This is a genomic window from Nonomuraea turcica (genome assembly GCF_030718205.1).
Lineage (GTDB): Bacteria > Actinomycetota > Actinomycetes > Streptosporangiales > Streptosporangiaceae > Nonomuraea.
The window spans coordinates 261,551-287,422 of the sequence record NZ_JAUZQF010000018.1 but is presented as its reverse complement, the minus strand read 5'-3'; the positions used below and the strand labels follow the sequence as shown (position 1 = coordinate 287,422).

Genomic DNA, 25,872 nt, shown 5'->3' with positions numbered 1-25,872 from the left:
CAATGATCATGTTCGGATGAATCATCCAAGCAATAACCGTCAAAAATGACGGGGTCATACATGTGTGATGCACATGCACTGGCTTTTAACACACTGTTGAGTTCTCAAGAAACGGACGCGTACATCCTCATCGACATCTTGCGATCTCGAGTCAGAGGCGACAGTTTCGTCTTCATCATCTTATCAGGCGAGAAAGTGCCGTGTCAAATCGTGAGACTTGAGAAGCGCTGCCCAACCTGCGTAGGATGGTGCACCCCGTTTCCGGGGCAACCCTCGTAACTTACCGTTCCATCCAGAGCTTGTCGAATCAACCGATTTTCCGGTGACTTCGGCTCGCCCAGGAACGACTCGGGCTCGAGCACGCCGAAGCGACTCTGCCGAGTGGTTCGTCATTTCAAGGGGCTTGTCCGGGGCCCGTCCGCCTGATCGGCGTCCGGCTCACTCCCGGGGCGAAGTCAAAGATTAGGTCGCGATTCGCGACACGTCAAATCGCCAGGCACGGGCCGTTCACAGCTGCGCCGCCCCGCGCCCGATCGCCTGCTCGCATCGGGCCAGCAGCTCGCGCAACGTCGCACGCTCCCCCTCGGTGAACTCATCCGCGATGGCCCGTTCGATCACCACGGCCCTCTCGTCCGCCACTTCCACTGCCGCACGCCCGGACTCCGTGAGCCGGGTCTCGAGGACGTTGCGATGCCAGGGGTGCGGCGAGCGCTCGATGAGGCCGCGTTCCTCCAAGTTCTTGAGCACGACCGTCATGGCCTGCGGCGTCACGAGGCAGGTCCGCGCCAGCGCCGCACCTGAGATTCCGGGACTGTCGGCAAGCGCGAGCAGCGCCGCGTATTGAGGAACGGTCAACCCGGCGGCCCTGACGGCCAGCTGCTTGGCGGCCATGAGCGACTGCTCGGCGCGCTTGATGTCCATGCCGAGCCGTTCACCTGCGGGCATCCCCATGCCCGGACAATACAACCTCATACAATGATTCGAACCTTGATAATCATCAAAACCTTGATAAGGTCAGGTCGCCGAAGATCAGGCGCTGAAGGAGAAGAGGGAACGATGATTCCGAAGAGCCACCTGGACCTGCTGGAGCGGCCGCTGTTCGCCCACCTGGCGACGATCGAGCCGGACGGCACGCCCAACGTGAATCCGGTCTGGACGGTGTGGGACGGGGAGTTCCTGCGATTCACGACCACCACGGACCGCCGCAAGCACCGAAATGTCACCCAGAACGCGCACCTGGCGATCTCGATCAACGACCCCGAGAGGCCGTACCGCTATCTGGAGATCCGAGGCGTGGTCGAGCGGGTTGAGCCGGATTCGTCGGGTGACTTCTTCGACGTGCTGGCCACGCGCTACGGCTTGGAGTACGAGCGACCGGTCGGCGATGCGGAGCGGCGCGTTGTGATCGTTATGAAGCCGACACGCACCACCAGTCAGTGACACCGAGGTGATTCGCACCAATGAGGGGGCCGGCCATCACATCTGCCATTTGACCGCCCTTACGCCGCGTATCCTGCCCCGGTGACCACTGCCGCCACTCTTGCACCCCCTGCTCGCCCCGCCCAACGTCTCCGCAGGTCAACCCCGTGGTGGATGGCATTGCTCGCGGGCGGCGCGGCCTTCTCGGGAACGGGTTCCGCCACCTTGAACGGCGACGAGCTGGCCACCATCAGCTTCGCCTCACGATCGCTGGCGGGTATGTGGGAGCTGGCGCAGCACATCGACGGCCATTTCCTGCCGTACTACCTGTTCATGCACTTCTGGATGAAGGCCGGCACGGCAGAGCTGTGGCTGCGGTTGCCGTCGGCGATCGCGATCGGCGTGGCGGCCTGGTTCCTGACCGACCTGGGGCGGCGCCTGCACTCCGCCCGCGCCGGCGTGATCGCGGCCGCCGTCTTCGCGATCCTGCCGTCGGTGTCTTACCTCGGGGCTTTCGCCAGGTCGTACGCGTTCGCGGCCGCGGCCGTCGTGTTCTCCTACTGGGCGCTGCACCGGGCTCTCGAGCGTCCGGAGGGCAGGCGCTGGGTGGTGTACGGGGTGGCGATCGCGCTGGTGTGCTCGACGCATCTGTTCGCTGTGCTGGCGCTGCCCGCCCACGTGGCACTGGCCCGCCGGGCGGTGCTCGCGCCGATGCTGGGCGCGCTCGCCGCCGGCTTCGTGCCTGCCGTGGTGCTGGGACTGATCGGGTACGGCGAGCGGCACGCGATCAGCTGGATCCCGCAGCGCGGGCCTGAGGTGTGGCTGAAGTTCCCCAAGATGGCGGCCGGCACGACGGCGCTCGGTGTGCTGTTGTTCGCGATGGCACTGGCCGGCGCGGCGCTGTTGTGGGCGGGCCGGCGTGGAACTGGGGGCCCGGGCTCACCGGCGGACGGCGCGGGATCACCCGCGGGAGGCGCGGGCTCATCGGCGGGCGGCAGGGACAGGGCGTGGGCGCTCGCCCTGGCGGGGTGGCTGATCTTGCCGCCGCTGCTGCTTCTCGCGGTGTCTCACCTGCTCACCCCGGTCTATGTGGACCGGTATCTCTTCGTGACCGCTCCGGCTCTGGCGCTGCTGGCGGGGCTGGCCGTGGCCGCCATCCCGCGCTTCCCCGTGGTCGCGGGGGTGGTGGTCGTGTTGCTCGGCGCCGGGCTGGCCTTTTCTGATCACGTGGAGATCCGGGAGGAGAACGGGCGCTTCGAGAACATCCCGTGGGCCCTTCGCGTGATCAAGGCCGAGCCGGACGATGCGATCGTGTTCGGGCAGAGCCAGGTGCGCCGGGGATTCGACTACTACGCGGACTCCCTGATGCCGGTCGATGTCCTGCGGATCGGGGTCGCGCCCCACCCCGACGGGTTCGGTTATCCCGAGCGGTCCGATGTCTCCGCGGCGCTGGACAGGCGGGAACGGGTCTGGGTGGTGTGGCGGGGGACGAAGAAGTCGGGGCTGGAGGGTGACGGGATTCCTCGCGTCGGAGAGGTGAAAGAGGCGGGGTTCGAGCTCAGCATGGCCAAGCACTCCGGGGATCTGCCGGGGCTCACCGTGGCGTTGTTCATTCGTCGCTGAACCACTGAGAGTTCACCGACGGGCCCGCCTGTCTGCGAAAACGCCTCGTACTACGCCGAAGCGGGCCTTCCGCCGTTGGAAAGGCCCGCTTGGCACAAGCGCCGGTCAGCCGACCTCGACGCCGCCAATCGACTTCTTGCCGCGCCGCAGCACCATGAAGCGACCGTGCAGCAGGTCGTCAGCGGCCGGCACGTAAGTCTCGTCGGTGATCTTGACGTTGTTGAGGTATGCCCCGCCCTCCTTGACCGCCCGCCGGGCCGCCGACTTCGACTCCACCAGGCCGCTGTCGGCCAGCAGGTCCACGAACGGCACCCCCAGCGCGGAGATCTCGGCCTTGGGCACCTCGGCCAGCGCGGCCGCCAGCGTCGAGGCGGGCAGGTCTTCCAGGGCACCCTGGCCGAAGAGCGCCTTGGAGGCCGCCACGACCGCGTCGAGCTCTTCCTTGCCGTGCAGCAACTCGGTCAGGTCCTCGGCCAGCGTCCGCTGCGCCTCGCGGGCGAAGGGCCGCTCGGCGACGGCCTTCTCCAGGGCCTCGATCTCCTCGCGGCTCTTGAACGTGAACACCTTGAGGTAGTGGATCACGTCGCGGTCGTCGGAGTTGAGGAAGTATTGGTAGAAGGCGTAGGGCGAGGTCATCTCCGGATCGAGCCAGAGCGCGCCACCCGCCGTCTTGCCGAACTTGGTGCCGTCGGCCTTCGTGATCAGCGGCAGGGTGAGCGCGTGGACGTGCGCACCCTCGACGCGGCGGATCAGGTCGGCGCCCGCCGTGAGGTTGCCCCACTGGTCGCTGCCGCCGATCTGCAGCGTGCAGTTGTAGCGGCGGTGCAGCTCCAAGTAGTCGTTGGCCTGCAGGATCTGGTAGCTGAACTCGGTGTAGCTCAGCCCCTCACCCTGCAGGCGCGCGGAGACCGACTCCCTGGCCAGCATGCGGTTGACCGGGAAGTGCTTGCCGATGTCGCGCAGGAAGCCGATGGCGCTCAGCTCGCCGGTCCAGTCGAGGTTGCTCACCATGAGGGCGGCGTTGGGCTGGGCGTCGAAGTCGAGGAACCGGCCGACCTGCCCGCGCAGGCGCTCCACCCATTCGGCGACGACCTCGGTCGCGTTCAGCGAGCGCTCGGTGTTGCGGCCGCTCGGGTCGCCGATCAGGCCGGTGGCGCCGCCGACCAGGCCGATCGGGCGGTGCCCGGCCCGCTGCAGGCGGCGCAGCGTGAGCAGCGGCACGAAATGGCCGACGTGCAGGGAAGGCGCGGTCGGGTCGAAACCGCAATAGACCGTGATCGGTCCCTTGGCCATGGACGCACGCAGGGCGTCGAGGTCGGTGGACTGAGCGATCAGGCCTCGCCACGCGAGGTCATCGAGAATGTCGATCACGGTGCCGGCTTTCATTGAGACGTTGGACGTTGGGTGTTACAAGCGTGCCTGATCGCCTGGGCTGACCGCCACTTGGATACGCTCTGTCTCCATGTGGAGGGTCCGTCGCGAGCTGGCCGTTTTCAAGATCTTAGGGGGTCTGGTATGCGCCGGACTCGCCGTTTACTGGTGGTTGGCAGGCGATGTCCGCGGCGTGATCCTAGCCGTCCCCGCAGCCGTCCTGGTGGGGGCGATGGGGCTGCGTGACCTGATCGTTCCGGTGCGGCTGGCGGCCGACGAGAGCGGGATCACCGTGGTGCACGGGTTCGCGGGGAAGCGGCACGTGCCCTGGGAGGCGATCTGGGACATCAAGGTCGACGTCCGCAGGAGGTGGGGGCTGCGCAGCGAGATGCTGGAGATCGACACGGGTGATCACCTGCACGTCTTCAGTCCTCAAGAGCTGGGCGCCTCTCCCACCGAGGTGGCGGCGGCGCTGCGGCGGCGCGGCACGTGAGCTCGGTACGGCGACACGGTCGGGTCGCCCTCGATCCAGAACCGCCACGGCACCTCCTTGGCCGTCGAGATGCCGGTGCGGGGCCCTGACCTGATCGAGGCGGGGTCGGCCGGGTCGCCTTCGAGCATCATGGCCGCTGTGTGGGGCCGGCCGGTCAGCCGGCGGGCGCCGTCCCCACCGCCCGGGTCCGGCGGGCCTTCCCAGATCGCGTCGAGGCCGTTGTGCTCGCGCAGGAGGCCGAGGGCCACCGCGAGCCTGGCGGGGCCCCTGGCGAGATCCCGATCGGGGATGGTCCTGCGGCCGGCGCTGTCCGCCGCGCGCCCGCCGTTGCGCCGCCGGCGTGCCTCGTCGAGACCCGCCACCACCTCGCCCGCCCGCAGCAGCACGGCCGAGCCGCAGCCGTCGGGCAGGCAGACGAGGTTGGCGCAGAAGTGCATGCCGTAGGTGAAGTAGACGTACAGGTGGCCCGGCGGGCCGAACATGACGGCGTTGCGGGGTGTCCTGCCCCGGTAGGTGTGCGCCGCCGGGTCCTCGCCCGGGCCGCCGTACGCCTCGACCTCGGTCAGGCGCACGGCGACGTTGCCGTGCGCGAGGACGCGCCCGAGCAGGTCGGGCGCCACCTCGTGCGACGGCCTGTCGAAGAAGCTCCGCGGCAGCGGGGCGGAGCTCAGCTGCCCGCCGCCCATGCCGCCTGCGCGTCGACCGCTTCGCGGAGCGTGATGAGCTGGTCGCGTACGCGGTCGGGCGCGGTGCCGCCGTGCGCCTTGCGTGCGGCCAGGGCTCCGGGCACGTTGAGCACGTCGCGCACGTCGGGCGTGAGGTGCGGCGACACCTTGGCCAGCTCGTCGTCGGTGAGCTCGCCGAGGTCCTTGTCGTGCACCTGGCACCACACCACCAGGTGGCCGACGGCCTCGTGGGCCTCGCGGAACGCCACGCCGCGGCGCACCAGCAGCTCGGCCAGGTCGGTGGCGAGCGCGAACCCGTCGGGGGCGGAGGCCTCCAGGCGGGCGGTGTTGACTCGCATGGTCGCCACGAGCCCGGCCATCGCGGGCAGGACGAGCAGGAGCGTGTCGACGGTGTCGAAGACCGGCTCCTTGTCCTCCTGCAGGTCGCGGTTGTAGGTCAGCGGCAGGCCCTTGAGCGTGGTCAGCAGCGACATCAGGTTGCCGATCAGCCGCCCTGACTTGCCGCGGGCCAGCTCGGCCACGTCGGGGTTCTTCTTCTGCGGCATGATCGACGAGCCGGTGGAGTAGGCGTCGTCCATCTCGATCCAGCGGAACTCCTGCGAGGCCCACAGGACGATCTCCTCGCCCAGCCGCGACAGGTGCACCCCGATCAGGGCGGCGGCGAACAGGAACTCGGCCGCGAAGTCCCGATCGGCGACGGCGTCCATGGAGTTGGGCGCGGCCGCCGAGAAGCCCAGCTCCTGTGCCACGGCCTGCGGGTCCAGCGGAAGCGACGAGCCCGCCAGCGCGCCGGAACCGAGCGGGGAGATCGCGGCGCGCTTGTCCCAGTCGATGAGCCGGTCGATGTCGCGGGTGAAGGCGTGCACGTGCGCCAGCAACTGGTGGCCGAACGACACCGGCTGCGCGTGCTGCAGGTGCGTCATGCCGGGCGCGGCCGTCTCGGCGTGCTCGGCGGCCTGGGTCATGAGCGCCGTCTCCAGCTCGACCAGCCGGGAGACGATCGTGCGGGCGTGGTCGCGAAGGTAGAGACGCAGGTCGGTAGCGATCTGGTCGTTGCGCGAGCGGCCGGCGCGGAGCTTGCCACCGAGCGAGCCGAGCCGCTCCAGCAGGCCGCGCTCCAGCGCGGTGTGCACGTCCTCGTCGGCGACCGTCGGCCGGAACTCGCCCGCCTTGCAGGCCCGCTCCAGGTCGTCGAGCGCGCCGATCATGCGCTCGAGCTCCTCGTCGTTCAGCAGCCCCGCTTTGTGCAGCACGCGTGCGTGCGCCCTGGACGCCGCCAGGTCGTACGGCACCAGCCGCCAGTCGAAGTGCACGCTCACCGACAGCCGGGTCAGCGCGTCGGCCGGGCCTCCTTCGAACCGCCCGCCCCACAGCCGCATCGGCTTGCCATCACTCACCGTAATCTTCTCCTCCTGTATCCCCCGCGACATTAGTGCAATCAGCCCTTCCTCGCGTCCCGCGCCGCGGCGATCTTCGCGGGGAGGGAGAACAGCTGGACGAAGCCCTTGGCGAGCGACTGGTCGAAGGTGTCGCCGGTGTCGTACGTGGCCAGCGAGAAATCGTACAGGGACTCCTCGGAGCGGCGGCCGGTGACGGTGGCCTTGCCGGCGTGCAGCGTCATGCGGATGTCGCCGGAGACGTGCTTCTGAGCCTCGGCGATGAGCACGTCGAGGGCGTCCTTGAGCGGCGAGAACCACAAACCGTCGTAGACGAGCTCGCTCCACCGCTGGTCGACGCCGCGCTTGAAGCGGGCCAGGTCACGCTCGACGGTGACGTTCTCCAGCTCCATGTGGGCGGTGATGAGCGCGATGGCGCCCGGCGCCTCGTACACCTCGCGGGACTTGATGCCGACGAGCCGGTCCTCGACCATGTCGATCCGGCCGACGCCCTGGGCGCCGGCGCGCTTGTTGAGCTCATCGATGAGCTGGTACGGCGTCAGCGACCGCCCGTCGATCTTGACCGGGACGCCCGCCTCGAAGGTGACGACGACCTCGTCCGGCTCCTGCGGCTGGGACGGGTCGGCGGTGTAGGAGTAGACCTCTTCGGTCGGGCCGTTCCAGATGTCCTCGAGGAAGCCCGTCTCGACGGCGCGGCCCCAGAGGTTCTGGTCGATGGAGAACGGGTTCTTCTTCGACGTCTCGATGGGCAGGCCCTTGGCCTCGGCGTACTCGATGGCCTTGTCGCGGGTCCAGGCGAAGTCGCGGGCGGGCGCGACGACTTTCAGGCCGGGCGCCAGCGCGGCCAGGCCGGCCTCGAAGCGGACTTGGTCGTTGCCCTTGCCGGTGCAGCCGTGCGAGACGACGGTGCCGCCGAACTGCTGGGCCGCCGACACCAGGTGCTTGACGATGAGCGGGCGCGACAGCGACGACACCAGCGGGTAGCGGTCCATGTAGAGGGCGTTGGCCTGCAGCGCGGGCACGCAGAAGTCGGCGGCGAACTCCTCCTTGGCGTCCACCACGACCGACTCGACGGCGCCGCAGTCCATGGCCCGCTTCTGGATCGCCTCCATGTCCTCGCCGCCCTGGCCGAGGTCCACGGCGACGCAGACGACCTCGGCGTTCATCTTCTCGGCGAGGTAGGGGATGGCGACGGAGGTGTCGAGCCCGCCGGAGTAGGCGAGGACCACGCGCTCGGTCATTTCTGCTCCAAACTACGCCGGGCGGCGACTTTCAGGAGGGCGTCGGCGACCGCCGGGCCGCCTGCCGGGTCGCGGGTGATGACGAGGATGGTGTCGTCGCCCGCCACCGTGCCGAGGATGGACTCCCAGTCGGCATGGTCGATGGCGGAGGACATGAACTGGGCCGCCCCCGGAGGGGTTTTCACGACGACCAGGTTGGCCGAGGCCTCGGCGCTGACCAGCAGTTCCTCGGCGACGCGCTGCAGCCTCGCCGACGGGGACTCGCCGGTGCCCACCCGGGCCAGCGGGATCCGCCCGCCGCCTTCGCCAGGCAGCGCGTACACCAGCGAGCCGTCCTCCGCGCGCAGCTTGAGCGCCCCGAGCTCGTCGAGGTCACGCGAGAGCGTGGCCTGGGTGACCTCGACGCCGCTGTCGGCGAGCAGCTTGGCCAGCTCCGGCTGGGAGCGCACGGCCTGCCGCCGCAGCAGATCGGTGATCTTCTGCTGCCTGGCCGCCTTGGTCATCGGAATGGTCATCGGTGCGTCGCCAGCCAGTGCAGCAGCGCCTTTTGCGCGTGCAGCCGGTTCTCGGCCTGGTCCCACACGACGCTGCGCGGCCCCTCGAGCACCGCGTCGGTGATCTCGTAGTCGCGGTAGGCCGGCAGGCAGTGCAGCACGATCGCGTCGGGCGCGGCGTGCTCGAGCAGCTCGCCATTGACCTGGTAAGGCATGAGGTCGCGAACCCGCTGCTCCTTGCCGTCCTGGCCCATCGACACCCACGTGTCAGTGGCGATCACGTGCGTGCCCTGGACGGCGGCGACCGGGTCCGACAGCGCGACCACCGAGCCGCCCGTCTTGGCGGCGATGGCGGCGGCCTGGTCGAGGATGACCGCGTCGGGCTGGTAGCCGGCCGGGGCGGCGATGCGGATGTGCATCCCGGCCGTGGCGCCGCCGAGCAGGTAGGAGTGGGCCATGTTGTTGGCGCCGTCGCCGAGGTAGGTCAGCGTAAGGCCGGCGGTCCTGCCCAGGTGCTCCCGGACGGTCTGCAGGTCGGCGAGGATCTGGCAGGGGTGGAACTCGTCGGTGAGCGCGTTGACGACCGGCACGCGGGAGTGGGCCGCCATCTCCTCGATGAGCTCCTGGCCGGTGGTCCGCCAGACGATGGCGGCGACCTGCCGGTCGAGCACCCTGGCGAGGTCGGCGGTGGGCTCGCCGCGGCCCATCAGGACCGAGACGTTGTCCACGACCAGCGGCAGGCCGCCCAGCTCGCCGATGCCGGTGTGGAAGGAGACGCGGGTGCGGGCCGACGGCTTGTCGAACAGCACCGCGACCGTCTGCGGACCCTCGAACGGCCGGTAGCCGAACCGGTCCTTCTTCATCGCGGCGGCGAGGTCGAGTACTTCCGCCTGCTCGGCGGGCGAAAGATCGTCGTCTCTCAGGAAGTGTCTGATTTGCGCCGAGTCCGCGCTGTGCCTGGTCATCGTGCGGCCTCCTCCAGGATCGCGGGGAACGCGGCCACGAAGGCGTCCACCTCGTCGGCCGTCACCACCAGCGGCGGGGCGATGCGCACCGCGTCGGGCTGGAGGGCGTTCACCAGGAAACCGGCGTTCGCGGCGGCCTTCTGGACGTCGGCCGAGCGCGGCTCGTTCAGGACCACGCCCAGCCACAGGCCGCGGCCGCGGACGCCCTTCAGCAGCGGGTGGCCGACGGCCTCCAGACCGTCCCGCAGACGTGCGGAGACGGTCTTCACGTGGTCGAGGTCCAGGGTGTCCAGCACCGCCAGGGCGGCGGCGCAGGAGACCGGGTTGCCACCGAAGGTCGAGCCGTGGTCGCCCTTCGCGAACAGCTTGCCGACCTCGCCGAAGCCGACACAGGCGCCGATCGGCATCCCGCCGCCCAGGCCCTTGGCCAGGGTCAGGATGTCGGGCGTGACGCCGTCGGCCTGGTGGGCGAACCAGTGCCCGGTACGCCCGATCGCCGACTGGATCTCGTCGGCCACCAGCAGCGCGCCGGTCGAGTCGCAGATCTCGCGGGCGGCCTCGAAGTAGCCGGCCGGCGGGGGCACCACACCGGCCTCGCCCTGGGTGGGCTCCAGGAAGACCGCGATGCAGTCGCCGGTCACGGCCTCCTTGAGCGCGGTGGCGTCGCCGTAGGGGACGAAGCGCACTTCGACGGGGAACGGGCCGAACTGGTCGCGGATGGACTGCTTGCCGGTCAGCGACAGGGCGCCGATCGTGCGGCCGTGGAAGCCGTTCTCGGCGGCGACGAAGTAGGAGCGGCCCTCGCGGCGGCCGTACTTGAGCGCCAGCTTGTACGCCGCCTCGTTGGCCTCGGTGCCGGAGTTGGCGAAGAAGACCCGGGCGGGGGCGTTCAGCAGGGCGATGAGCTTCTCGGCGAGCAGTACCTCGGGCTCGTGCAGGAACAGGTTGCTCGTGTGCGCGATGGTGGCGACCTGCTTCGACACCGCCTCGACCAGGGCGGGGTGCGCGTGGCCGAGCGAGCTGGTCGCGATGCCGCCGATGAAGTCGAGGTATTGCTTGCCGTCCACGTCCCACACGCGGCAGCCCTCGCCGCGCGCCAGCGCGACCGGCGGGATGCCGTAGTTGGGCATGAACACCTTCTCGAACCTCTCAAAAAGGTCCATTAGGGCATCACCATCGTTCCGATTCCCTCATTGGTGAAGATCTCTAGCAGCAGTGAATGGGGCACGCGGCCGTCGAGCACGTGGGCCTGCGGCACGCCGCCCTGCACCGCCGACAGGCAGGCCTCCATTTTGGGGACCATGCCGCTGGACAGCGTGGGCATGAGCGTTTCCAGCTCGTCGGCGGTGAGGCTGTCGATCACGTCGGTGTCGTCGGGCCAGTTGGCGTACAGGCCTTCGACGTCGGTCAGCACGATCAGCTTCTGCGCCTGGAGCGCCACGGCCAGCGCGGCGGCGGCGGTGTCGGCGTTGACGTTGTAGATCTGGCCGTCGTCTCCCCTGGCGACGCTGGAGACCACGGGGATGCGGCCGTCGTCGATCAGGGCCTTGACGGCACCGGGATCGACCTTGATGATCTCGCCGACCTGGCCGATGTCGACCGGCTCGCCGTCCACGAGCGCGTGCTTGCGCACGGCGGTGAACAGGTGGGCGTCCTCGCCGGACATGCCGACCGCGAACGGGCCGTGCCGGTTGACCAGGCCCACGATCTCGGGGTTGACCTGGCCCGTCAGCACCATCCTGACGACCTGCATGGCCTCGGGCGTGGTGACCCGGAGGCCGGCGGTGAACGTCGACTCGATGCCGAGCTTGTCCAGCGCGCTGCTGATCTGCGGGCCGCCGCCGTGCACGACCACCGGGCGCAGGCCCACGTGATGCAGGAAGACGACGTCCTCGGCGAAGCCCTCCTTGAGCGCCTCTTCGGTCATGGCGTTGCCGCCGTACTTGATGACGACCGTCGCGCCGTGGAAGCGGGTCAGCCAGGGCAGCGCCTCGATCAAGGCCTCGGCCTTGGTCTGGGCGGTGGAGAGCCTCATGAGCTGTACGCCGAGTTCTCGTGGACGTAGTCGGCTGTCAGGTCCGTGGTGTGCACGGTCGCGGTGTGCGGTCCGGCCGACAGGTCGATCGTGATGGTCACGTCCCGGGGGCGCATGTCCACCTTGGAGCGGTCGTCGCCGACCGCGCCGCCGCGGCAGATCCAGATGCCGTTGATCGCCACGTTGAGCCGGTCGGGCTCGAAGACGGCGTCGGTGGTGCCGACCGCGGCCAGGACGCGGCCCCAGTTGGGGTCCTCGCCGTGGATGGCGCACTTGAGCAGGTTGGAGCGGGCAACGGAGCGGCCGACCTTGACCGCGTCCTGCTCGGAGTGGGCGCCGATCACCTCGATGGCGATGGCCTTGCTGGCGCCTTCGGCGTCCACCAGGAGCTGCCTGGCCAGGTCGGCGCAGACCTCGGTGACCTTCTGCTCGAACTCCGCCAGGTCAGGCTTGACTCCGGAGGCGGCGCTGGCCAGCAGGAGCACGGTGTCGTTGGTGGACATGCAGCCGTCGGTGTCGAGCCGGTCGAACGTCGTGGCGGTGGCCTTGCGGAGCACCGTGTCGAGCTCGTCGCTGGTCACGTCGGCGTCCGTGGTGATCACGCAGAGCATGGTCGCGAGGGCCGGGGCGAGCATGCCCGCGCCCTTGGCCATCCCGCCGACCATGTAGCCGTTGGCCCGCTTGAAGGAGATCTTGGAGACCGTGTCGGTGGTCCGGATGGCGTCGGCCGCGGCCAGGCCGCCGTCCCGGGACAGCTGGGTGGCGGCGGTGTCGACGCCGGACAGCAGCGCCTCCATCGGCAGGCGCTCGCCGATCAGGCCGGTCGAGCAGACCGCGACCTCGCCCGCCGAGTCCTCGAGCGCCGCGGCGACCTTCTCGGCGGTGGCGTGCGTGTCCTGGAAGCCCTCCGGGCCGGTGCAGGCGTTGGCGCCGCCGGAGTTGAGCACCACGGCTCGCAGCCGGCCGCCCGCCAGGACCTGCTGCGACCACAACACGGGGGCTGCCTTCACGCGGTTGGCGGTGAAGACGCCGGCGGCGGCGCGGCTGGGCCCGTCGTTGACGACGAGGGCCAGGTCGCGGGCGCCGCCGGATTTGATCCCGGCGGCCACTCCCGCGGCTCTGAAACCTAGTGGCGCTGTAACGCTCACACTTCCTCCTTCGTCAGCCGCACCGTTGCGCGCCTGCGAGTAAACGTGGAGACCCAGGACATGGTGCTCAGCTCGGCCCTCCAGGCACCGGCCGCGAACCGCGAACCGCCCGGTCGGGGGCCTTTGGCCGCCACGGCGGAGGTCACGGGGCGACTCCTGTCAGGGGGAGGCCGAGCTCTTCCGGCAGGCCGAGGGCGAGGTTGACGCTTTGGATGGCGCCTCCGGCCGTGCCCTTGGTGAGGTTGTCGATGGCGATGACGGCGACGACGCGCCCTGCGCGTTCGTCGAGCGTCACCTGTAGGGCGGCGGTGTTGGCGCCGTAGGTCATGGCGGTGGCCGGCCAGACACCTTCGGGCAGGAGCCGGACAAACGGCTCGTCCTTCAGCGCCACCTCGTACGCCGCCCTGAGCGACTCCTTGGTGACGCCGGGTGCGGCGGGGGCGGTGCAGGTGGCGAGGATGCCGCGGCTCATCGGGGCGAGGGTCGGAGTGAAGGACACGCGGACCGGCGTGCCGGCGACGGCCGACAGGCCCTGCTCCATCTCGGGGGTGTGCCGGTGCACGCCGCCCACGCCGTACGCGCTGACCGAGCCCATGACCTCGCTGCCCAGCAGATTGGGCTTGAGCGACTTGCCGGCGCCGCTGGTGCCGCTCGCGGCCACCACGACCACGTCCGGCGCGGCCAGCCCGGCGGCGAACGCCGGGAACAGGGCCAGCAGGACCGAGGTCGGATAGCAGCCGGGGACCGCGATCCGGGTGGCCCCGCGCAGGGCGTCGCGCTGTCCCGGCAGTTCGGGCAGCCCGTAGGGCCAGGTGCCCGCGTGCTCGCCGCCGTAGAACTCCTGCCAGGCGGCCGGGTCGGCGAGCCGGTGGTCGGCGCCGCAGTCCACCACGACCGTGTCCGCTCCGAGCTGGGCGGCGACGGCGGCCGAATGGCCGTGGGGCAGCGCCAGGAAGACGACGTCGTGGCCGGCGAGCACGCCGGCCGTGGTGTCCTCGATGATCCGGTCGGCGAGCTGCGGCAGGTGTGGCTGGTGGGCGCCCAGGCGGCTGCCCGCGCTGGAGGCCGCGGTGAGCGCGCCGATCTCAAGCTCGGGATGGCCGAGCAGGAGCCGCAGCAGCTCGCCCCCCGCATAGCCGCTGGCTCCGGCGATCGCCGCCCTCATCCCATCCTCCTGCATATTCATGCATAACTACTCATGACCTTGCTTGTGAAGATGATGCACTGCTCAGGATGGATGTGCAAGCCGGTCGTCCCAGCAGGCTGCAGGTGAAACCCAAGTCGCAGGCAGAATGATGAGCCTATGAGCGATTTCTTGCCCGATGTGCAGTTCGTCACACCTGCGGGGAGGGACCCCGGGCGCGTGGGGAAGGTCATCCTCGTGCTGCTCTGGCTCGTGGTGTGCCTGATGCCGATGGTGTTCGTCGTACGGGATCTGGAGCTCGCGACGGGCCGGATCGGCACACCGGGCACGCTGCAGGTGATCTCGTGCGAGGACCTGGGCGAGGGGCGCTACGACTGCAAGGGGTTGTTCAGCCCGGATTCGGGGGGCGCTCCTATGCCGGTGGACGCCTCGCCGGACTCCTCGGCGGGGGACGTCAAGCGCGCGCAGCTCACCCCTGAAGGGGATCGGGCCGTTCCCGCCGGGACGATGGGCGTGCTCGCCGCTCTGACGTTGCCGGCGGTCGGATTCGGCGGACTGGGCTTCCTGCCGTACGTGATCATGTACTGGGCGGGCGCGCGCAGGGGACGGCGGGCCGCCGTGATCGGTGGTTGGCTGATCACGGCGGCCGGCGTCGCGGGGATGCTGGTCGGGCTCGTCGCCTCCTACGCCTAGCGCAGGAAGGCGGCGGCCACGCCGGCGTCCACCGGGATGTGCAGGCCCGTGGTGTGGGTCAGGTCGCCGCCGGTGAGGGCGAAGACGGCCGCGGCCACGTGCTCGGGCAGCACCTCGCGCTTGAGCAGGGTGCGCTGCGCGTAGAACTCGCCGAGATTCTCCTCCTCGACCCCGTAGACCTTCGCGCGGTTGGCGCCCCAGCCGGAGGCGAAGATGCCGGAGCCGCGGACAACACCGTCGGGGTTGATGCCGTTGACGCGGACGCCGTGGGCGCCCAGCTCGGCCGCGAGCAGGCGGACCTGGTGGGCCTGGTCGGCCTTGGCGGCGCCGTAGGCCACGTTGTTCGGGCCGGCGAAGACGGCGTTCTTGGAGGAGATGTAGATGATGTCGCCGCCCATGGCCTGGTCGATCATCACCCGGGCGCTCTCGCGGGAGACCAGGAACGAGCCGCGCGCCATGACGTCGTGCTGCAGGTCCCAGTCCGCGAGGGTGGTCTCCAGCAGCGCGCGCGAGAGCGACAGGCCGGCGTTGTTGACGATCAGGTCCACGCCACCGAAGGCCAGCACGCCCGCGCGTACCGCGGCGACGACCTGCTCCTCGGAGGTGACGTCCACGCCGGCGGCCACGGCCACGTCGGACACCCGGTACGCGCTCGCGCCGATCTCCTCGGCCACCTTCTCGGCGGCGGCCAGGTCGCGGTCGGCGATCACCACGCAGGCGCCCTCGGCCGCCAGGCGGCGGGCCGTGGCCGCGCCGATGCCCGAGCCGCCGCCGGTGACCAGCGCCACGCGCGTGGCCAGGGGCTTGGGCTTGGGCATGCGGCGGAGCTTGGCCTCCTCCAGCTCCCAGTACTCGATGCGGAACTTCTCCGACTCGGGGATGGGCGCGTAGGTGGAGACGGACTCGGCGCCGCGCATGACGTTGATGGCGTTGACGTAGAACTCGCCGGCCACCCGGGCGGTCTGCTTGTCCTTGCCGAAGGAGAACATGCCGACGCCCGGCACCAGCACGATCGCCGGGTCCGCGCCGCGCATCGGCGGCGAGTCCGGGGTGGCGTGCCGGTCGTAGTAGGCGGTGTAGTCCTCGCGGTAGGCGGCGTGCAGCTCGCGCAGCCGCTCGACGGCCTGCTCCAGCGGCGCGTCCGGCGGCAGGTCGAGCACCAGCGGGGCGACCTTCGTGCGCAGGAAGTGGTCGGGGCAGGACGTGCCCAGCGCGGCCAGCCTCGGGTGCTCGGCGCGGGAGACGAAGTCCAGCACCTCGGGCGTGTCGGTGTAGTGGCCGACCGTACGCACGTCGGTGGAGGCCAGGCCGCGGATGACCGGGAACAGCGCGGCCGCGCGGGCGTGCCGCTCGGCCTCGGGCAGCGTGTCGTAGACGACCGAGCCGAAGGGGTCGGGCCGGCCGTGCTCGGCCAGGTACGCCTCCGCGGTGCGGATGATCTCCAGCGAGCGGGACTCGCACTCCTCGGACGTGGCGCCCCAGGCGGTGATGCCGTGGCCGCCGAGGACGCAGCCGATCGCCTGCGGGTTGGCGTCCTTGATCGCGGCGATGTCCAGGCCGAGCTGGAAGCCGGGCCGCCGCCACGGCACCCACACCACCCGGTCGCCGAAGACCCGCCTGGTCAGCTCCTCGCCGTCGGCGGCGGTCGCGATGGCGATGCCCGCGTCGGGGTGCAGGTGGTCGACGTGGCCCGCCTCGACCAGGCCGTGCATGGCCGTGTCGATCGACGGGGCCGCCCCGCCCTTGCCGTGCAGGCAGTAGTCGAACGCGGCGACCATCTCGTCCTCGCGCTCGACGCCCGGGTAGACGCCCTTGAGCGCGCGCAGCCGGTCCAGGCGCAGCACCGCCAGGCCGGACTCCTTGAGCGTGCCCAGGTCGCCGCCGGAGCCCTTGACCCAGAGCAGCTCGACGTCCTCGCCGGTCACCGGGTCGGACTCACTGCCCTTGGCCGAGGTGTTGCCGCCGGCGAAGTTGGTGTTGCGCGGGTCGGCTCCCAGGCGGTGCGAGCGTTCCAGCAGTTCGTTGATGACATCCATGGTGCTTCAGGCCCCCCAGCCGGCCTGCTGTCCGCCGACACGCTCGGCGGCGATTTTCTCGAAATATCCGGACTTGGCGTACGCGGCCATCGGGTCGGGCGCGAGGCCCATCTCCTCCCGCAGCTCGGCGAGCAGCGGCCGCACGTCGGTGTTGTAGGCGTCCATGAACACGGCGTTCGAGCCCAGCACGTCGCCCTCGTTCTGCGCCGCGGCCAAAGCCTCGCGGTCGACCAGCAGGGCCTTGGCGGTGGCCTCCTGGACGTTCATGACCGAGCGGATCTGGCCGGGGATCTTCGGCTCGATGTTGTGGCACTGGTCGAGCATGAAGGCCACGTTGAGCTCAGGGTCGAAGCCACCGCCGCCCACCACCTCGAACATGATGCGGAACAGCTGGAAGGGGTCCGCGGCCCCCACCATCAGGTCGTCGTCGGCGTAGAAGCGGGAGTTGAAGTCGAAGCCGCCGAGCTTGCCCTCGCGCAGCAGGAACGCCACGATGAACTCGATGTTGGTGCCCGGCGCGTGGTGCCCGGTGTCCACGACCACCTGCGCCTTGGGGCCGAGCTTGACGCAGTGCGCGTACGCGGTGCCCCAGTCCGGCACGTCGGTGGCGTAGAAGGCGGGCTCGAACAGCTTGTACTCCAGCAGGAACCGCTGGCCCTCACCCAGGCGCTCGTACACCTCGGCCAGGGACTCGGCCAGCCGGTCCTGGCGGGCGCGGATGTCGTCCTGACCCGGGTAGTTGATGCCGTCGGAGAACCACAGCTTGAGGGTGTCGGAGCCGGTGGCGTCCATGATGTCCACGCACTCGAGCAGGTGGTCGGTGGCCTTGCGGCGCACCCGCGGGTCCGGGTTGGTGACGCTGCCGAGCTTGTAGTCGTCGTCCTGGAAGACGTTGGAGTTGATCGCGCCGATGCCGACGCCCAGGTCCTTGGCATGCCGGGCCAGGTCGGCGTAGTCGTCCACCTTGTCCCACGGGATGTGCAGGGCGACCGTGGGCGCCACCCCCGTGTAGGCGTGCACCTGGGCGGCGTCGGCGAGCTTCTCGTACGGGTCGCGCGGCACGCCCTGCTGGGCGAACACCTTGAACCTCGTGCCGCTGTTGCCGTACGCCCAGGACGGCGTCTCGATGTGCTGCGCCCGTAGCGCGGCCTTGATGTCAGTCATGAACTCCCCGATCAATCCAGGTGGAACACTTCGGTCAGCGGCGCCATGCCCTCGTCGGGGCGACCGTCGAGGTCCTCGAAGAAGGGCGCCATCTCGGCCTGCCAGCGGGCGTTGACGTCCGTCTCGGCCATGGCCTTCTTGGCGGCCTCGAAGTCCTCGGTCTCCAGGTAGCCCACGAGCAGGCCGTCGTCCCTGAGGAAGAGCGAATAGTTGTGCCAGCCGGTGCGCGACAGCGCCTCTCGCATGTCCGGCCAGACGTTCTGGTGGCGTTCGCGATACTCCGCCAGCCGCTCTGGGCGGACTTTCAGCAGGAAGCAGACGCGTTGCACTGGCACTCCCTTCAAAACGTTTTAATCCTCCGTGCAGGAAACTACGATTCCTGGTGCTCGCTGTCAATGCGTCCCCGGCCCCCGGCATGACCAGGAGGTCAGCCGGGGGCGGTGACACGTTTTAATCGGTCATCTGGGGAGCTTGTCGCCCACGAGGGCCAGGTTCTGGATGGCGGCCAGGCCGTACAGGGCGGTGGTGTTGGTGGAGACCCAGGCCGCCTCGTCGGTCGGGTTGAGCGTGGTGGCGACCTTCTCGGACTTCCACGGCAGGGTCGGGGCGTACCCGTCGCCGGTGCGGAACTCCGTCCAGGCGCGGGTGGCGAGGTCGTCGCGCTTCAGCCGGACCGCCGCGTACGCCGTGAGCCTGGAGTGCCCCTGCTTGAGGATGAGGTTGCCGAAGTGGGCCCCGGTCTCGGCCGCCTGCTCGGCCCTGGTGGCGTTGAACAGCCGGCAGTACTGGAGCCACGCCTTCTCGAAGTCCGGCATGTCCACCAGGTCGATCAGCTCGGCGCAGATCTCGACCTGCCCGAACATGGCCGACAGATGAGACACCGCCACTTTCTTCTCGGCAGCCGCGAACTCGCCGGTGTTGATGTTGTAGAGCCCCTCCCCCGTGACGAACCCGTTGGGCATCGCGGCGATGGTCCGCATCGTGGCCTTGAGCTTCTTCTCGGCGATCGGGTCGCCGCCGCGCTCCCATTCGGTGAGCCAGGCGGCGGCCAGGCCGCTCCAGTCGGTGCCCAGGCCGATGGCCAGCGCCTCCGGGTTCGGCGTGTACGGCGCCGTGCGGATCTTCCGCAGCGGGTCGAGCGCCATAAACGTCTTGTCGGAGTCCACCAGCGCCCGCATCAGATCCCCGGTGCGCTCGTCGGCGGTCAGGAAGTAGAAGATGCGCCGGTAGACGGCCGTCGAGATGCGTTGCTGCTTGGCGCTGCACCCCCAGTGCTGGACGTTGTGCCGGGTCCCAAGCCCGGCCCACGGGCCCAGGTGGTAGACGTCCACCTCGCCGGTGTGCCGGGTCATCGCCTCGGCGAAGCGGAAGACGTCGGCCCGGCCCGAGCGCAGGTACGCGTACCAGAGCCACAGGTCCGGCGAGAGCTCGGAGTTGTCCCAGGCGTAGCCGCCGATGTCGTAGCGCCACACGCGACGGTCCTCGTCGAACGTGTGCATGATGTCGCCGTAGTCCCAGAAGCCGTACCAGTGGCGCTGCTCGACCTGCTTCTTGTAGTAGTCGAAGAGGAAGTCGAGCCGGTCCTCGATGGTCTTCTTCTCCGGGGTGGACCGGTCGACCGGGGTGAACAGGCCGCCGAACACCTTGGCGGCGGCCAGGTGCTCGGGCGGGGCGATGATCAGCGGCGGCGTGCGCACCGCGTCGGCCATCGCGCCGAGCCGCGCGGCGTCGGGGGTGGCGGCCACGGCCCAGAAGGTCAGCTCGGTCGTCCGCGCGATGCCGAGCGGCGTGCCGAACCCGGGCTCGTAGTCCTCGTAGGTGATGTTGAGGCCCTCGATCTGCTCGGGGAAGGTGTCCTGGCCGAGGCCGTCGTGGTAGAAGCGGGTGTCCATCGGCCCGGCCTCCGGCGACCACATCCAGACCGTGACCTCGGCCTCCTCCGAGGCGGCGCCGCGGATGTCGAGCTGGCTGGGGTGGCGCTGCCAGAAGTCGCGCATGCCGAACGCGAGACCGCCGCCCACGCCGCCCACGTAGCCGAAGCCCGAGGCCCGCTTGCCCTGGTCGACGGCGACCCAGCCGTACCCCTTCTTGGTGCGCTTCTTCAGCGTGAAGCCCTCGGAGGACAGCTGGGAGAGGGTGTAGTCGCCCCAGTCCGGGATGAGGTGGACGCGGCTGCTCACCCGGGCGTCCCAGGTGGCGATGTCCGGCAGCTTCTGGCCGGCCACCTGCGCCTTGCGGACGGCCAGGCCCGGGTCGCGGCGCAGGCCCGTAATGCCCTTGACCGCCTCGGCGAGCTGGCCGTGCCCGTCGCCGACGAAGCGGACGTGCCGGTTGTAGGCCTCGTCGCGCATCGGGACGCGGAAGCGCACGCCGAGACCGGCGATGAAGTCGTTCTGGCCGTCACGGTCGAACACGAACGTGTGCGTCATGCGCACGCTCTCCGCGCCGGCGTAGAAGTACAGCCGGACCGTGAACGGCAGCCAGGACTTGCCCTTCGTGGAGGTGTGGCGGCCCTCGATCCTGATCACGGCGCGCACCGGGCCGGACTGCTCGACCTCGACCTTGGCGATGTCGCTGAGGTAGGAGTCCACTTCGGTGGTGCGATCGTCGCCGTCGTCGATCTTGCTCTGCCTGAGGCTGACCAGCTGCCCCTTGCGGGCGATCTCGGTCTCGCCGCGCCAGATCTGGGAGATCAGCTCGCTGCCGCCCTTGCGGACGCGGACCCGGATCACGCCCGTGTCCACGTCCACGTACTGCTTCTCGTCCTTGACCGTGACCGGCTTGGCCGGGGCGGCCGCGGCGCCGGGGCGCAGCGTGTACGTCTCGGCGACGGGGGTGCCGGGGCCCGCGGCGTGGGCCGTCCACTTGAGCGAGCCGTCCGGCCAGTACGCCAGCGGCCACGTCTGCACCGGCACGGCCGCGCCGTCGGCGGCGGTGAGCGCGAACTGCTGCTCCTTGGGCACCGTGCCCTTCGGCCAGGGGACGCCCCAGGTGGTGCCGGGGGCCTCGGCGGGCTTGCCCTCCAGCCAGCGCAGGCTGACGTCGGGGATGTCCAGGGCGGCCAGGGCGGGCGACTCCAGCATCGAGGCCAGCGGGACGGCCGCTCCGGCGACGGCCATTCCCTTTAACGCATCACGTCGCGAGATTTCGGACATTGGGGGGTGCACCTCCGTACGGGAAGGGGGGATCGGTGGGATGACACGCTTCCCGGGGAAGCGCTTTCCCAACGGTTGTGGAGGCCGGGCCCCGGCAGGCGAGGCCCGGATGTCAGGCGGTGAGGACGACGACGTCGCCGGCGGGCACGGTCACCTGGTCCCCCGCGGGCGTCGTCACGACGGCGTCATCCTCCGTGTGGTTGATCGCGAACAGGAACGAGCGGCCGTCGGGATGCGAGCGCCGCACCACCTCCACACCCGGGCCCGCCTTGGCGACGGGTTCGGCGCCCGCCTCGGCGCAGACGGCGGCCACGACCTCGGCCAGCGCCTCGTCGTCCAGCCGGGTGGTCAGGTAGTGCGCGGCCCCGTCGCCCCAGGAGTTGCGGGTCCAGGCGGGCTCGCCGGTGGCGTAGGTGTCCAGGACCTTCGCCCCGCCGGCGTGCGCCAGCTCGCTCCATACGGTCCCCGTCGCCCCCGACGCCAGCCGGATCGGCCCGTCCAGGGGGAAGAACTCCTCGACCGTCACCCCGAGCAGGTCACGCCACGCCCCCGGGTAGCCGCCCAGCCGCACCCGGTCGTGCTCGTCCACGATCCCGCTGTACGGCCCGACGAGCGCGACCCCGCCCCGGCGGACGAAGTCCTCCAGGTTGGCCGCCCCCGCGTCGCTCACCAGGTAGAGCGCGGGCACCAGCACCAGGCGGTAGCCGGACAGGTCGGACTCGGGCCGGGCCAGGTCGCAGGTGACGCCCGCCCGCCACAGGGCGGCGTGCCAGCGCTTGGCCTCCTCGACCGGGTCCAGGTCCGCCGTCGGCTGGGCGGGATGGTCCTGGGCCCACACGCTGGAGTGGTCGAGCAGGATCGCCACGTCGGCCTTGACCGTGCTGCCGGCGACGTCGGAGAGCCCGGCCAGCTCGGCGCCGAGCGCGGCGACCTCGCGGAAGATCTTGGTGTTGGTGCCGGCGTGCGGCAGCATCGCCGAGTGCCACTTCTCGGCGCCGGCGCGGGAGGCCCGCCACTGGAAGAACATGATCCCGTCGGCGCCCCTGGCCAGGTGCTGCAGGGAGTTGCGGCGCAGCTCGCCGGGCGCCTTGGCGAGGTTGCGGGGTTGCCAGTTGACGGCGCTGGTCGAGTGCTCCATCAGCAGCCAGGGCCGCCCACGGTTCAGCGAGCGCGCGTAGTCGGCGGCGAAGGCCAGGTCGATGTGCGGCTCGGCGCGGGCCCCGACCAGGTAGTGGTCGGTGGAGACCACGTCGAGCTCGTCGGCGAAGGACCAGCAGTCCATGTCCCAGTGCGCGCCTGCCATCAGGTTCGTGGTCGCGGGCACGTCCGGGGTGATCGACTTGAGCAGGTCGCGCTCGGCGACGTACAGCTCGACGAGCGCGTCGGAGCTGAACCTGCGGAAGTCGAGCTGCTGGCCCGGGTTGGGGAAGCTGGGGGTGCCGCGGGGCGGCAGGATCTGGGCCCAGTCGCTGTAGCGCTGTGACCAGAAGGCGGTGCCCCACGCGTCGTTGAGCTCGTCCAGCGAGGCGTAGCGGTTGCGCAGCCAGGCGCGGAACGCCGCGGCGGAGGTGTCGCAGTAGCAGCGGGCGTTGTGGCAGCCGTACTCGTTGTGCACGTGCCACAGGGCCAGCGCCGGGTGCGCGCGGTAGCGCAGGGCCACCTGCTCGGCGATCCGCAGCGCCTTCTCGCGGTAGATCGGCGAGCTGGGGCAGAAGCCCTGCCTGCTGCCGTGGTAGAGCCGCCGCCCGTCGGCGTCCACCGGTAGCGCCTCGGGGTAGGCGTCGGAGAACCACGGCGGCGGAGAGGCCGTCGGGGTGGCCAGGTTGGCCTGGATGCCGTTCGCGGCCAGCAGGTCCATCACCCGGTCGAACCAGCCGAAGTCGAACACCCCCTCGACGGGCTCCAGCATCGACCAGGAGAAGATCCCGACGCTGACCCTGTTGACGCCGGCCTCGCGCATCAGCGCGACATCCTGCTCCCACGTCTCCTCGGGCCACTGCTCGGGATTCCAGTCCCCGCCGTAGGCGATGACATCCGGCATGAGCCTGCCTTTCGAGTAACTGTTAGCGCTCACAGCTTGTTACGCCTGCGTGTACGGGGGATTAAAACGTTCCTCGAGCCTGCCGCACAAGACCTTTACGCCAGCGTGAGAGCGTAGCTCCAGGTCAGGGCGGAAGAAATCACCGTCGCCGCCATGTGTGCCACTGCTACTCGTGCGCTCGCGGGCATGGCTGTGGGTGAACCGATTCAATGCTGGACCGACAGCTTCGCCTGACCGCCGGCCGGGACCTTCGAGGGGGGCGCGCCGCAGCCACCGCGTGGTTCCCCTGGACCGGGCGATGTATGGGCGGCCATGTGGCGTCCTGTGCGTTTGTACGTTTTAATTGGGCCCCATGGCCATGGTCAGCATCAAGGACGTCGCCGCGCACGCCGGCGTCTCCCCCGGCACGGTCTCCAACGTACTGAACCGGCCAGGCAAAGTCGCTCCCGCCACGCGGGAGCGGGTGGAGGCGGCGATCAGCGAGCTGGGCTTCGTCCGGCACGGCTCGGCCTCGACGCTGCGTGCCGGGCACAGCAGGACGATCGGCCTGAGCGTGATCGACATCGGCAACCCGTTCTTCACGGAGGTCGCCGCCGGGGTCGAGGACGTGGCCAGCGAGCTGGGCTACGCCGTCATCCTGGGCAACTCGGCGGGCTCGCAGGACAAGGAGGACCGCAACCTGCGGGTGCTGGCCGAGCACCGGGTGCGCGGCGTGCTGATCACCCCGTCCGGCGAGGACCCGGCCAGACTCGACCGGATGCGCGAGCACAACATCAGCGTGGTGCTGGTCGACCACCCGGCGCACCGGCCCGACCAGTGCGCCGTCGCCGTGGACGACGTGGCGGGCGGCCGCGCCGCCGTCGCGCACCTGCTGTCCAAGGGCGCGCGCAGCGTCGCCTACATCACCGGACCGCTGACGATCAGGCAGTGCGTGGAGCGCCGCGAGGGCGCCAAGGCGGCCATGCGGGCCGCCGGGCTCGACCCCGGCGAGCTGCGGGTGGTGGAGGTCGCGACGATGACGGCCCGCGCGGGCGAGAAGGCGGCCGCCGAGCTGATGGCCGGCGGCCCCCTGCCGGAGGCCGTGTTCTGCGCCAACGACCTGCTCGCGCTCGGCATGCTGCGGGCTCTGCTCCGCTCCGGGGTGCGGGTGCCCGAGGACGTGGCGCTGATGGGCTACGACGACATCGAATTCGCCGCCGCCTCGACCGTGTCGCTGAGCTCGATGCGCCAGCCCACCTATCAGCTCGGCCGCATCGCCACCGAGCTGCTGCTCGACGAGTGCGACAACCCCGAGACGCACGCCCACCAGCACATCATGTTCCAGCCGGAGCTGGTCGCCAGGGAGTCGACCCAATGAGCCGCCGTTTCGCCGCCGTGGACCTCGGAGCTTCCAGTGGCCGGGTGATGCTGGCCGACCTGTCCGACGGGTTGAAGCTGACCGAGGCGCATCGTTTCCCCAACGGCCCGGTACGCGTGGCCGGCCGCCTCTACTGGGACATCCTCGGCCTTTACCGCGAGATCCTGGCTGGCCTGCGTGCCGCGGGCCCGGTGTCGTCGATCGGCGTGGACTCGTGGGCGGTCGACTACGGGCTGCTGGACGAGTCCGGTGCGCTGCTGGGCAACCCGGTGCACTACCGCGACGACCGCACGCAGGGCGTGGCCGAGCGGGTGGCCGAAGAGGTCGGCGCCGAGGCGCTGTATGAGGTGTCCGGGCTGCAGGTGCTGCCGTTCAACACGATCTACCAGCTGCTGGCCGACCGGCTGGACCAGGCGGCCACGATGCTGCTGATCCCCGACCTGCTCGGCTACTGGCTGACCGGCGAGTTGGGCGCGGAGGTGACCAACGCCTCGACGACGGGCCTGCTCGACGTGCGCACCAGGACGTGGGCGACCCCCCTGATCGAGCGGTTGGGGCTGCCGTCCGGGATCTTCCCGCCGCTGCGGCAGCCGGGCGAGGCGGTCGGCGGGCTGCGCCGGGACGTGGCCGCCGAGATCGGCTGGTCGGCGCCGGTCAGGGCGGTGGGCTCGCACGACACGGCCTCGGCCGTGGTCGCGGTGCCCGCCACCGGCCCGGCGTTCGCGTACGTCTCCTGCGGCACGTGGTCGCTGGCCGGGGTGGAGCTGCCGGGTCCGGTGCTGACGCCGGACAGCCGCGCCGCGAACTTCACCAACGAGGCCGGCATCGACGGCACCGTCCGCTACCTGCGCAACGTCATGGGGCTGTGGCTGCTGCAGGAGTGCCTCCGCGCCTGGCCCGGCTCCGACCTGGGCGATCTGCTGAAGGCGGCGGCAGGCGAGCGGCCCTTCTCGGCCGTGGTCAACCCGGACGAGCCTGTGTTCCTGCCGCCGGGCGACATGCCGGCCAGGATCGCGGCCGAGTGCCGCCGCACCGGGCAGCGCCCGCCGGCTACCCCGGCGGCGTACGTGCGGTGCGTGCTGGAGAGCCTGGCGCTCGGGCACCGGCAGGCCATCCGGCAGGCCGTCGAGCTGTCGGGGCGCGACGTGGAGGTCGTGCACCTGGTGGGCGGCGGGTCCCGCAACGAGCTGCTGTGCCGGCTGACCGCAGACGCCTGCGGGCTGCCGGTGGTGGCCGGTCCCGCGGAGGCGACCACGTTCGGCAACGTGCTCGTACAGGCCCGCGCGGCGGGGCTGGTCTCCGACCTGGCGGAGATGCGGTCGCTGGTGGCCGCGGCCGAGCCGCTGCGCCGCTACGAGCCCTCCGGCAACTCCGGCGCATGGGACGAGGCTGCCTCGCGCGTCTTCTGAC

General features: G+C 70.4%; 22 protein-coding genes. 6 read left to right on the top strand and 16 right to left on the bottom strand.

Going from position 1 to position 25,872, the window contains the following annotated elements:
- Positions 1-507: 507 nt before the first annotated feature.
- Positions 508-951, bottom strand: a complete 444-nt coding sequence (locus Q9G87_RS39790) for a MarR family winged helix-turn-helix transcriptional regulator (protein ID WP_305921750.1) — start codon at positions 949-951, stop codon at positions 508-510.
- Between the two features lie 105 nt (positions 952-1,056).
- Between Q9G87_RS39790 and Q9G87_RS39785 the strand changes: the two genes are divergently transcribed.
- Positions 1,057-1,440: a PPOX class F420-dependent oxidoreductase gene (locus Q9G87_RS39785; RefSeq protein ID WP_305921749.1), complete on the top strand. Its 384-nt coding sequence runs from the start codon at positions 1,057-1,059 to the stop codon at positions 1,438-1,440.
- A 153-nt stretch (positions 1,441-1,593) separates the two neighbouring features.
- Positions 1,594-3,042 (top strand): glycosyltransferase family 39 protein, encoded by a 1,449-nt coding sequence (locus Q9G87_RS39780; protein ID WP_305921748.1) that lies wholly within the window; start codon positions 1,594-1,596, stop codon positions 3,040-3,042.
- Between the two features lie 105 nt (positions 3,043-3,147).
- On the opposite strand, the gene tyrS is transcribed toward Q9G87_RS39780, so the two are convergent.
- Positions 3,148-4,413, bottom strand: coding sequence for a tyrosine--tRNA ligase (gene tyrS, locus Q9G87_RS39775; RefSeq protein ID WP_305921761.1), 1,266 nt, complete (start codon positions 4,411-4,413; stop codon positions 3,148-3,150).
- Between the two features lie 91 nt (positions 4,414-4,504).
- On the opposite strand from tyrS, the gene Q9G87_RS39770 reads away from it, so the two are divergent.
- Positions 4,505-4,906 carry a PH domain-containing protein gene (locus Q9G87_RS39770; RefSeq protein WP_305921747.1) on the top strand — a complete coding sequence of 134 codons (402 nt, stop codon included), beginning with the start codon at positions 4,505-4,507 and terminating at the stop codon, positions 4,904-4,906.
- Here Q9G87_RS39770 and Q9G87_RS39765 read toward each other — a convergent pair.
- The 9 genes from Q9G87_RS39765 to argC all read right to left on the bottom strand — a co-directional run bounded on the left by Q9G87_RS39765 (position 4,846) and on the right by argC (position 14,052).
- Positions 4,846-5,592: a DNA-3-methyladenine glycosylase gene (locus tag Q9G87_RS39765; RefSeq protein ID WP_305921746.1), complete on the bottom strand. Its 747-nt coding sequence runs from the start codon at positions 5,590-5,592 to the stop codon at positions 4,846-4,848. The genes Q9G87_RS39770 and Q9G87_RS39765 overlap by 61 nt on opposite strands.
- Positions 5,574-7,022: an argininosuccinate lyase gene (gene argH, locus Q9G87_RS39760; RefSeq protein ID WP_305921745.1), complete on the bottom strand. Its 1,449-nt coding sequence runs from the start codon at positions 7,020-7,022 to the stop codon at positions 5,574-5,576. The genes Q9G87_RS39765 and argH overlap by 19 nt, the downstream gene beginning before the upstream one ends.
- Positions 7,023-7,030: 8 nt before the next feature.
- Positions 7,031-8,230 (bottom strand): argininosuccinate synthase, encoded by a 1,200-nt coding sequence (locus tag Q9G87_RS39755; RefSeq protein ID WP_305921744.1) that lies wholly within the window; start codon positions 8,228-8,230, stop codon positions 7,031-7,033.
- Complete coding sequence (locus tag Q9G87_RS39750) at positions 8,227-8,745, bottom strand: arginine repressor (RefSeq protein WP_305921743.1); 519 nt, start codon at positions 8,743-8,745, stop codon at positions 8,227-8,229. Before Q9G87_RS39750 ends, Q9G87_RS39755 begins: the two co-directional genes overlap by 4 nt.
- Complete coding sequence (argF, locus tag Q9G87_RS39745; protein WP_305921742.1) at positions 8,742-9,689, bottom strand: ornithine carbamoyltransferase; 948 nt, start codon at positions 9,687-9,689, stop codon at positions 8,742-8,744. Before argF ends, Q9G87_RS39750 begins: the two co-directional genes overlap by 4 nt.
- Complete coding sequence (locus tag Q9G87_RS39740) at positions 9,686-10,852, bottom strand: acetylornithine transaminase (protein WP_305921741.1); 1,167 nt, start codon at positions 10,850-10,852, stop codon at positions 9,686-9,688. The genes argF and Q9G87_RS39740 overlap by 4 nt, the downstream gene beginning before the upstream one ends.
- Positions 10,852-11,724 (bottom strand): acetylglutamate kinase, encoded by an 873-nt coding sequence (argB, locus tag Q9G87_RS39735; RefSeq protein ID WP_305921740.1) that lies wholly within the window; start codon positions 11,722-11,724, stop codon positions 10,852-10,854. Before argB ends, Q9G87_RS39740 begins: the two co-directional genes overlap by 1 nt.
- Positions 11,721-12,872 (bottom strand): bifunctional glutamate N-acetyltransferase/amino-acid acetyltransferase ArgJ, encoded by a 1,152-nt coding sequence (gene argJ / locus Q9G87_RS39730; RefSeq protein WP_305921739.1) that lies wholly within the window; start codon positions 12,870-12,872, stop codon positions 11,721-11,723. Before argJ ends, argB begins: the two co-directional genes overlap by 4 nt.
- Before the next feature lie 142 nt (positions 12,873-13,014).
- Positions 13,015-14,052: an N-acetyl-gamma-glutamyl-phosphate reductase gene (gene argC / locus Q9G87_RS39725; protein ID WP_371825897.1), complete on the bottom strand. Its 1,038-nt coding sequence runs from the start codon at positions 14,050-14,052 to the stop codon at positions 13,015-13,017.
- A gap of 123 nt (positions 14,053-14,175) precedes the next feature.
- Here argC and Q9G87_RS39720 point away from each other — a divergent pair, with 123 nt between their 5' ends.
- Positions 14,176-14,709: a hypothetical protein gene (locus tag Q9G87_RS39720; RefSeq protein ID WP_305921737.1), complete on the top strand. Its 534-nt coding sequence runs from the start codon at positions 14,176-14,178 to the stop codon at positions 14,707-14,709.
- On the opposite strand, the gene Q9G87_RS39715 is transcribed toward Q9G87_RS39720, so the two are convergent.
- From Q9G87_RS39715 to Q9G87_RS39695, 5 genes are all read right to left on the bottom strand, one after another.
- Positions 14,706-16,745 (bottom strand): bifunctional aldolase/short-chain dehydrogenase, encoded by a 2,040-nt coding sequence (locus tag Q9G87_RS39715; RefSeq protein WP_305921736.1) that lies wholly within the window; start codon positions 16,743-16,745, stop codon positions 14,706-14,708. The two genes, Q9G87_RS39720 and Q9G87_RS39715, sit on opposite strands and share 4 nt — an antisense overlap.
- 6 nt (positions 16,746-16,751) lie before the next feature.
- On the bottom strand, positions 16,752-17,909 hold the full coding sequence (gene rhaI, locus Q9G87_RS39710; protein WP_305921735.1) for an L-rhamnose isomerase: 1,158 nt from the start codon (positions 17,907-17,909) through the stop codon (positions 16,752-16,754).
- A gap of 11 nt (positions 17,910-17,920) precedes the next feature.
- Positions 17,921-18,238 carry an L-rhamnose mutarotase gene (locus Q9G87_RS39705; protein ID WP_305921734.1) on the bottom strand — a complete coding sequence of 106 codons (318 nt, stop codon included), beginning with the start codon at positions 18,236-18,238 and terminating at the stop codon, positions 17,921-17,923.
- 129 nt (positions 18,239-18,367) lie between these two features.
- A complete protein-coding gene (locus Q9G87_RS39700) occupies positions 18,368-21,064 on the bottom strand; it encodes an exo-rhamnogalacturonan lyase family protein (RefSeq protein WP_305921733.1) in 2,697 nt (898 codons plus the stop codon).
- A 112-nt stretch (positions 21,065-21,176) separates the two neighbouring features.
- Complete coding sequence (locus tag Q9G87_RS39695) at positions 21,177-23,105, bottom strand: beta-galactosidase (RefSeq protein WP_305921732.1); 1,929 nt, start codon at positions 23,103-23,105, stop codon at positions 21,177-21,179.
- Between the two features lie 352 nt (positions 23,106-23,457).
- Between Q9G87_RS39695 and Q9G87_RS39690 the strand changes: the two genes are divergently transcribed.
- Together Q9G87_RS39690 and Q9G87_RS39685 are read left to right on the top strand one after the other, a co-directional pair.
- Positions 23,458-24,462 (top strand): LacI family DNA-binding transcriptional regulator, encoded by a 1,005-nt coding sequence (locus Q9G87_RS39690; protein ID WP_305921731.1) that lies wholly within the window; start codon positions 23,458-23,460, stop codon positions 24,460-24,462.
- Positions 24,459-25,871, top strand: coding sequence for a rhamnulokinase (locus tag Q9G87_RS39685; protein WP_305921730.1), 1,413 nt, complete (start codon positions 24,459-24,461; stop codon positions 25,869-25,871). Before Q9G87_RS39690 ends, Q9G87_RS39685 begins: the two co-directional genes overlap by 4 nt.
- The last annotated feature ends 1 nt before the right edge of the window (position 25,872 follow it).

Coding starts and splice junctions, on each gene's coding strand:
- Q9G87_RS39750 (WP_305921743.1), bottom strand. CDS start 8,745: ATGACCATTCCGATGACCAAGGCGGCCAGGCAGCAGAAGATCACCGAT.
- argC (WP_371825897.1), bottom strand. CDS start 14,052: ATGCAGGAGGATGGGATGAGGGCGGCGATCGCCGGAGCCAGCGGCTAT.
- Q9G87_RS39765 (WP_305921746.1), bottom strand. CDS start 5,592: ATGGGCGGCGGGCAGCTGAGCTCCGCCCCGCTGCCGCGGAGCTTCTTC.
- Q9G87_RS39715 (WP_305921736.1), bottom strand. CDS start 16,745: ATGGATGTCATCAACGAACTGCTGGAACGCTCGCACCGCCTGGGAGCC.
- Q9G87_RS39755 (WP_305921744.1), bottom strand. CDS start 8,230: ATGACCGAGCGCGTGGTCCTCGCCTACTCCGGCGGGCTCGACACCTCC.
- Q9G87_RS39740 (WP_305921741.1), bottom strand. CDS start 10,852: ATGGACCTTTTTGAGAGGTTCGAGAAGGTGTTCATGCCCAACTACGGC.
- Q9G87_RS39695 (WP_305921732.1), bottom strand. CDS start 23,105: ATGCCGGATGTCATCGCCTACGGCGGGGACTGGAATCCCGAGCAGTGG.
- Q9G87_RS39700 (WP_305921733.1), bottom strand. CDS start 21,064: ATGTCCGAAATCTCGCGACGTGATGCGTTAAAGGGAATGGCCGTCGCC.
- Q9G87_RS39785 (WP_305921749.1), top strand. CDS start 1,057: ATGATTCCGAAGAGCCACCTGGACCTGCTGGAGCGGCCGCTGTTCGCC.
- Q9G87_RS39790 (WP_305921750.1), bottom strand. CDS start 951: ATGGGGATGCCCGCAGGTGAACGGCTCGGCATGGACATCAAGCGCGCC.
- argF (WP_305921742.1), bottom strand. CDS start 9,689: ATGACCAGGCACAGCGCGGACTCGGCGCAAATCAGACACTTCCTGAGA.
- argB (WP_305921740.1), bottom strand. CDS start 11,724: ATGAGGCTCTCCACCGCCCAGACCAAGGCCGAGGCCTTGATCGAGGCG.
- argH (WP_305921745.1), bottom strand. CDS start 7,022: ATGTCGCGGGGGATACAGGAGGAGAAGATTACGGTGAGTGATGGCAAG.
- Q9G87_RS39770 (WP_305921747.1), top strand. CDS start 4,505: ATGTGGAGGGTCCGTCGCGAGCTGGCCGTTTTCAAGATCTTAGGGGGT.
- Q9G87_RS39685 (WP_305921730.1), top strand. CDS start 24,459: ATGAGCCGCCGTTTCGCCGCCGTGGACCTCGGAGCTTCCAGTGGCCGG.
- Q9G87_RS39720 (WP_305921737.1), top strand. CDS start 14,176: ATGAGCGATTTCTTGCCCGATGTGCAGTTCGTCACACCTGCGGGGAGG.
- Q9G87_RS39690 (WP_305921731.1), top strand. CDS start 23,458: ATGGCCATGGTCAGCATCAAGGACGTCGCCGCGCACGCCGGCGTCTCC.
- Q9G87_RS39780 (WP_305921748.1), top strand. CDS start 1,594: ATGGCATTGCTCGCGGGCGGCGCGGCCTTCTCGGGAACGGGTTCCGCC.
- rhaI (WP_305921735.1), bottom strand. CDS start 17,909: ATGACTGACATCAAGGCCGCGCTACGGGCGCAGCACATCGAGACGCCG.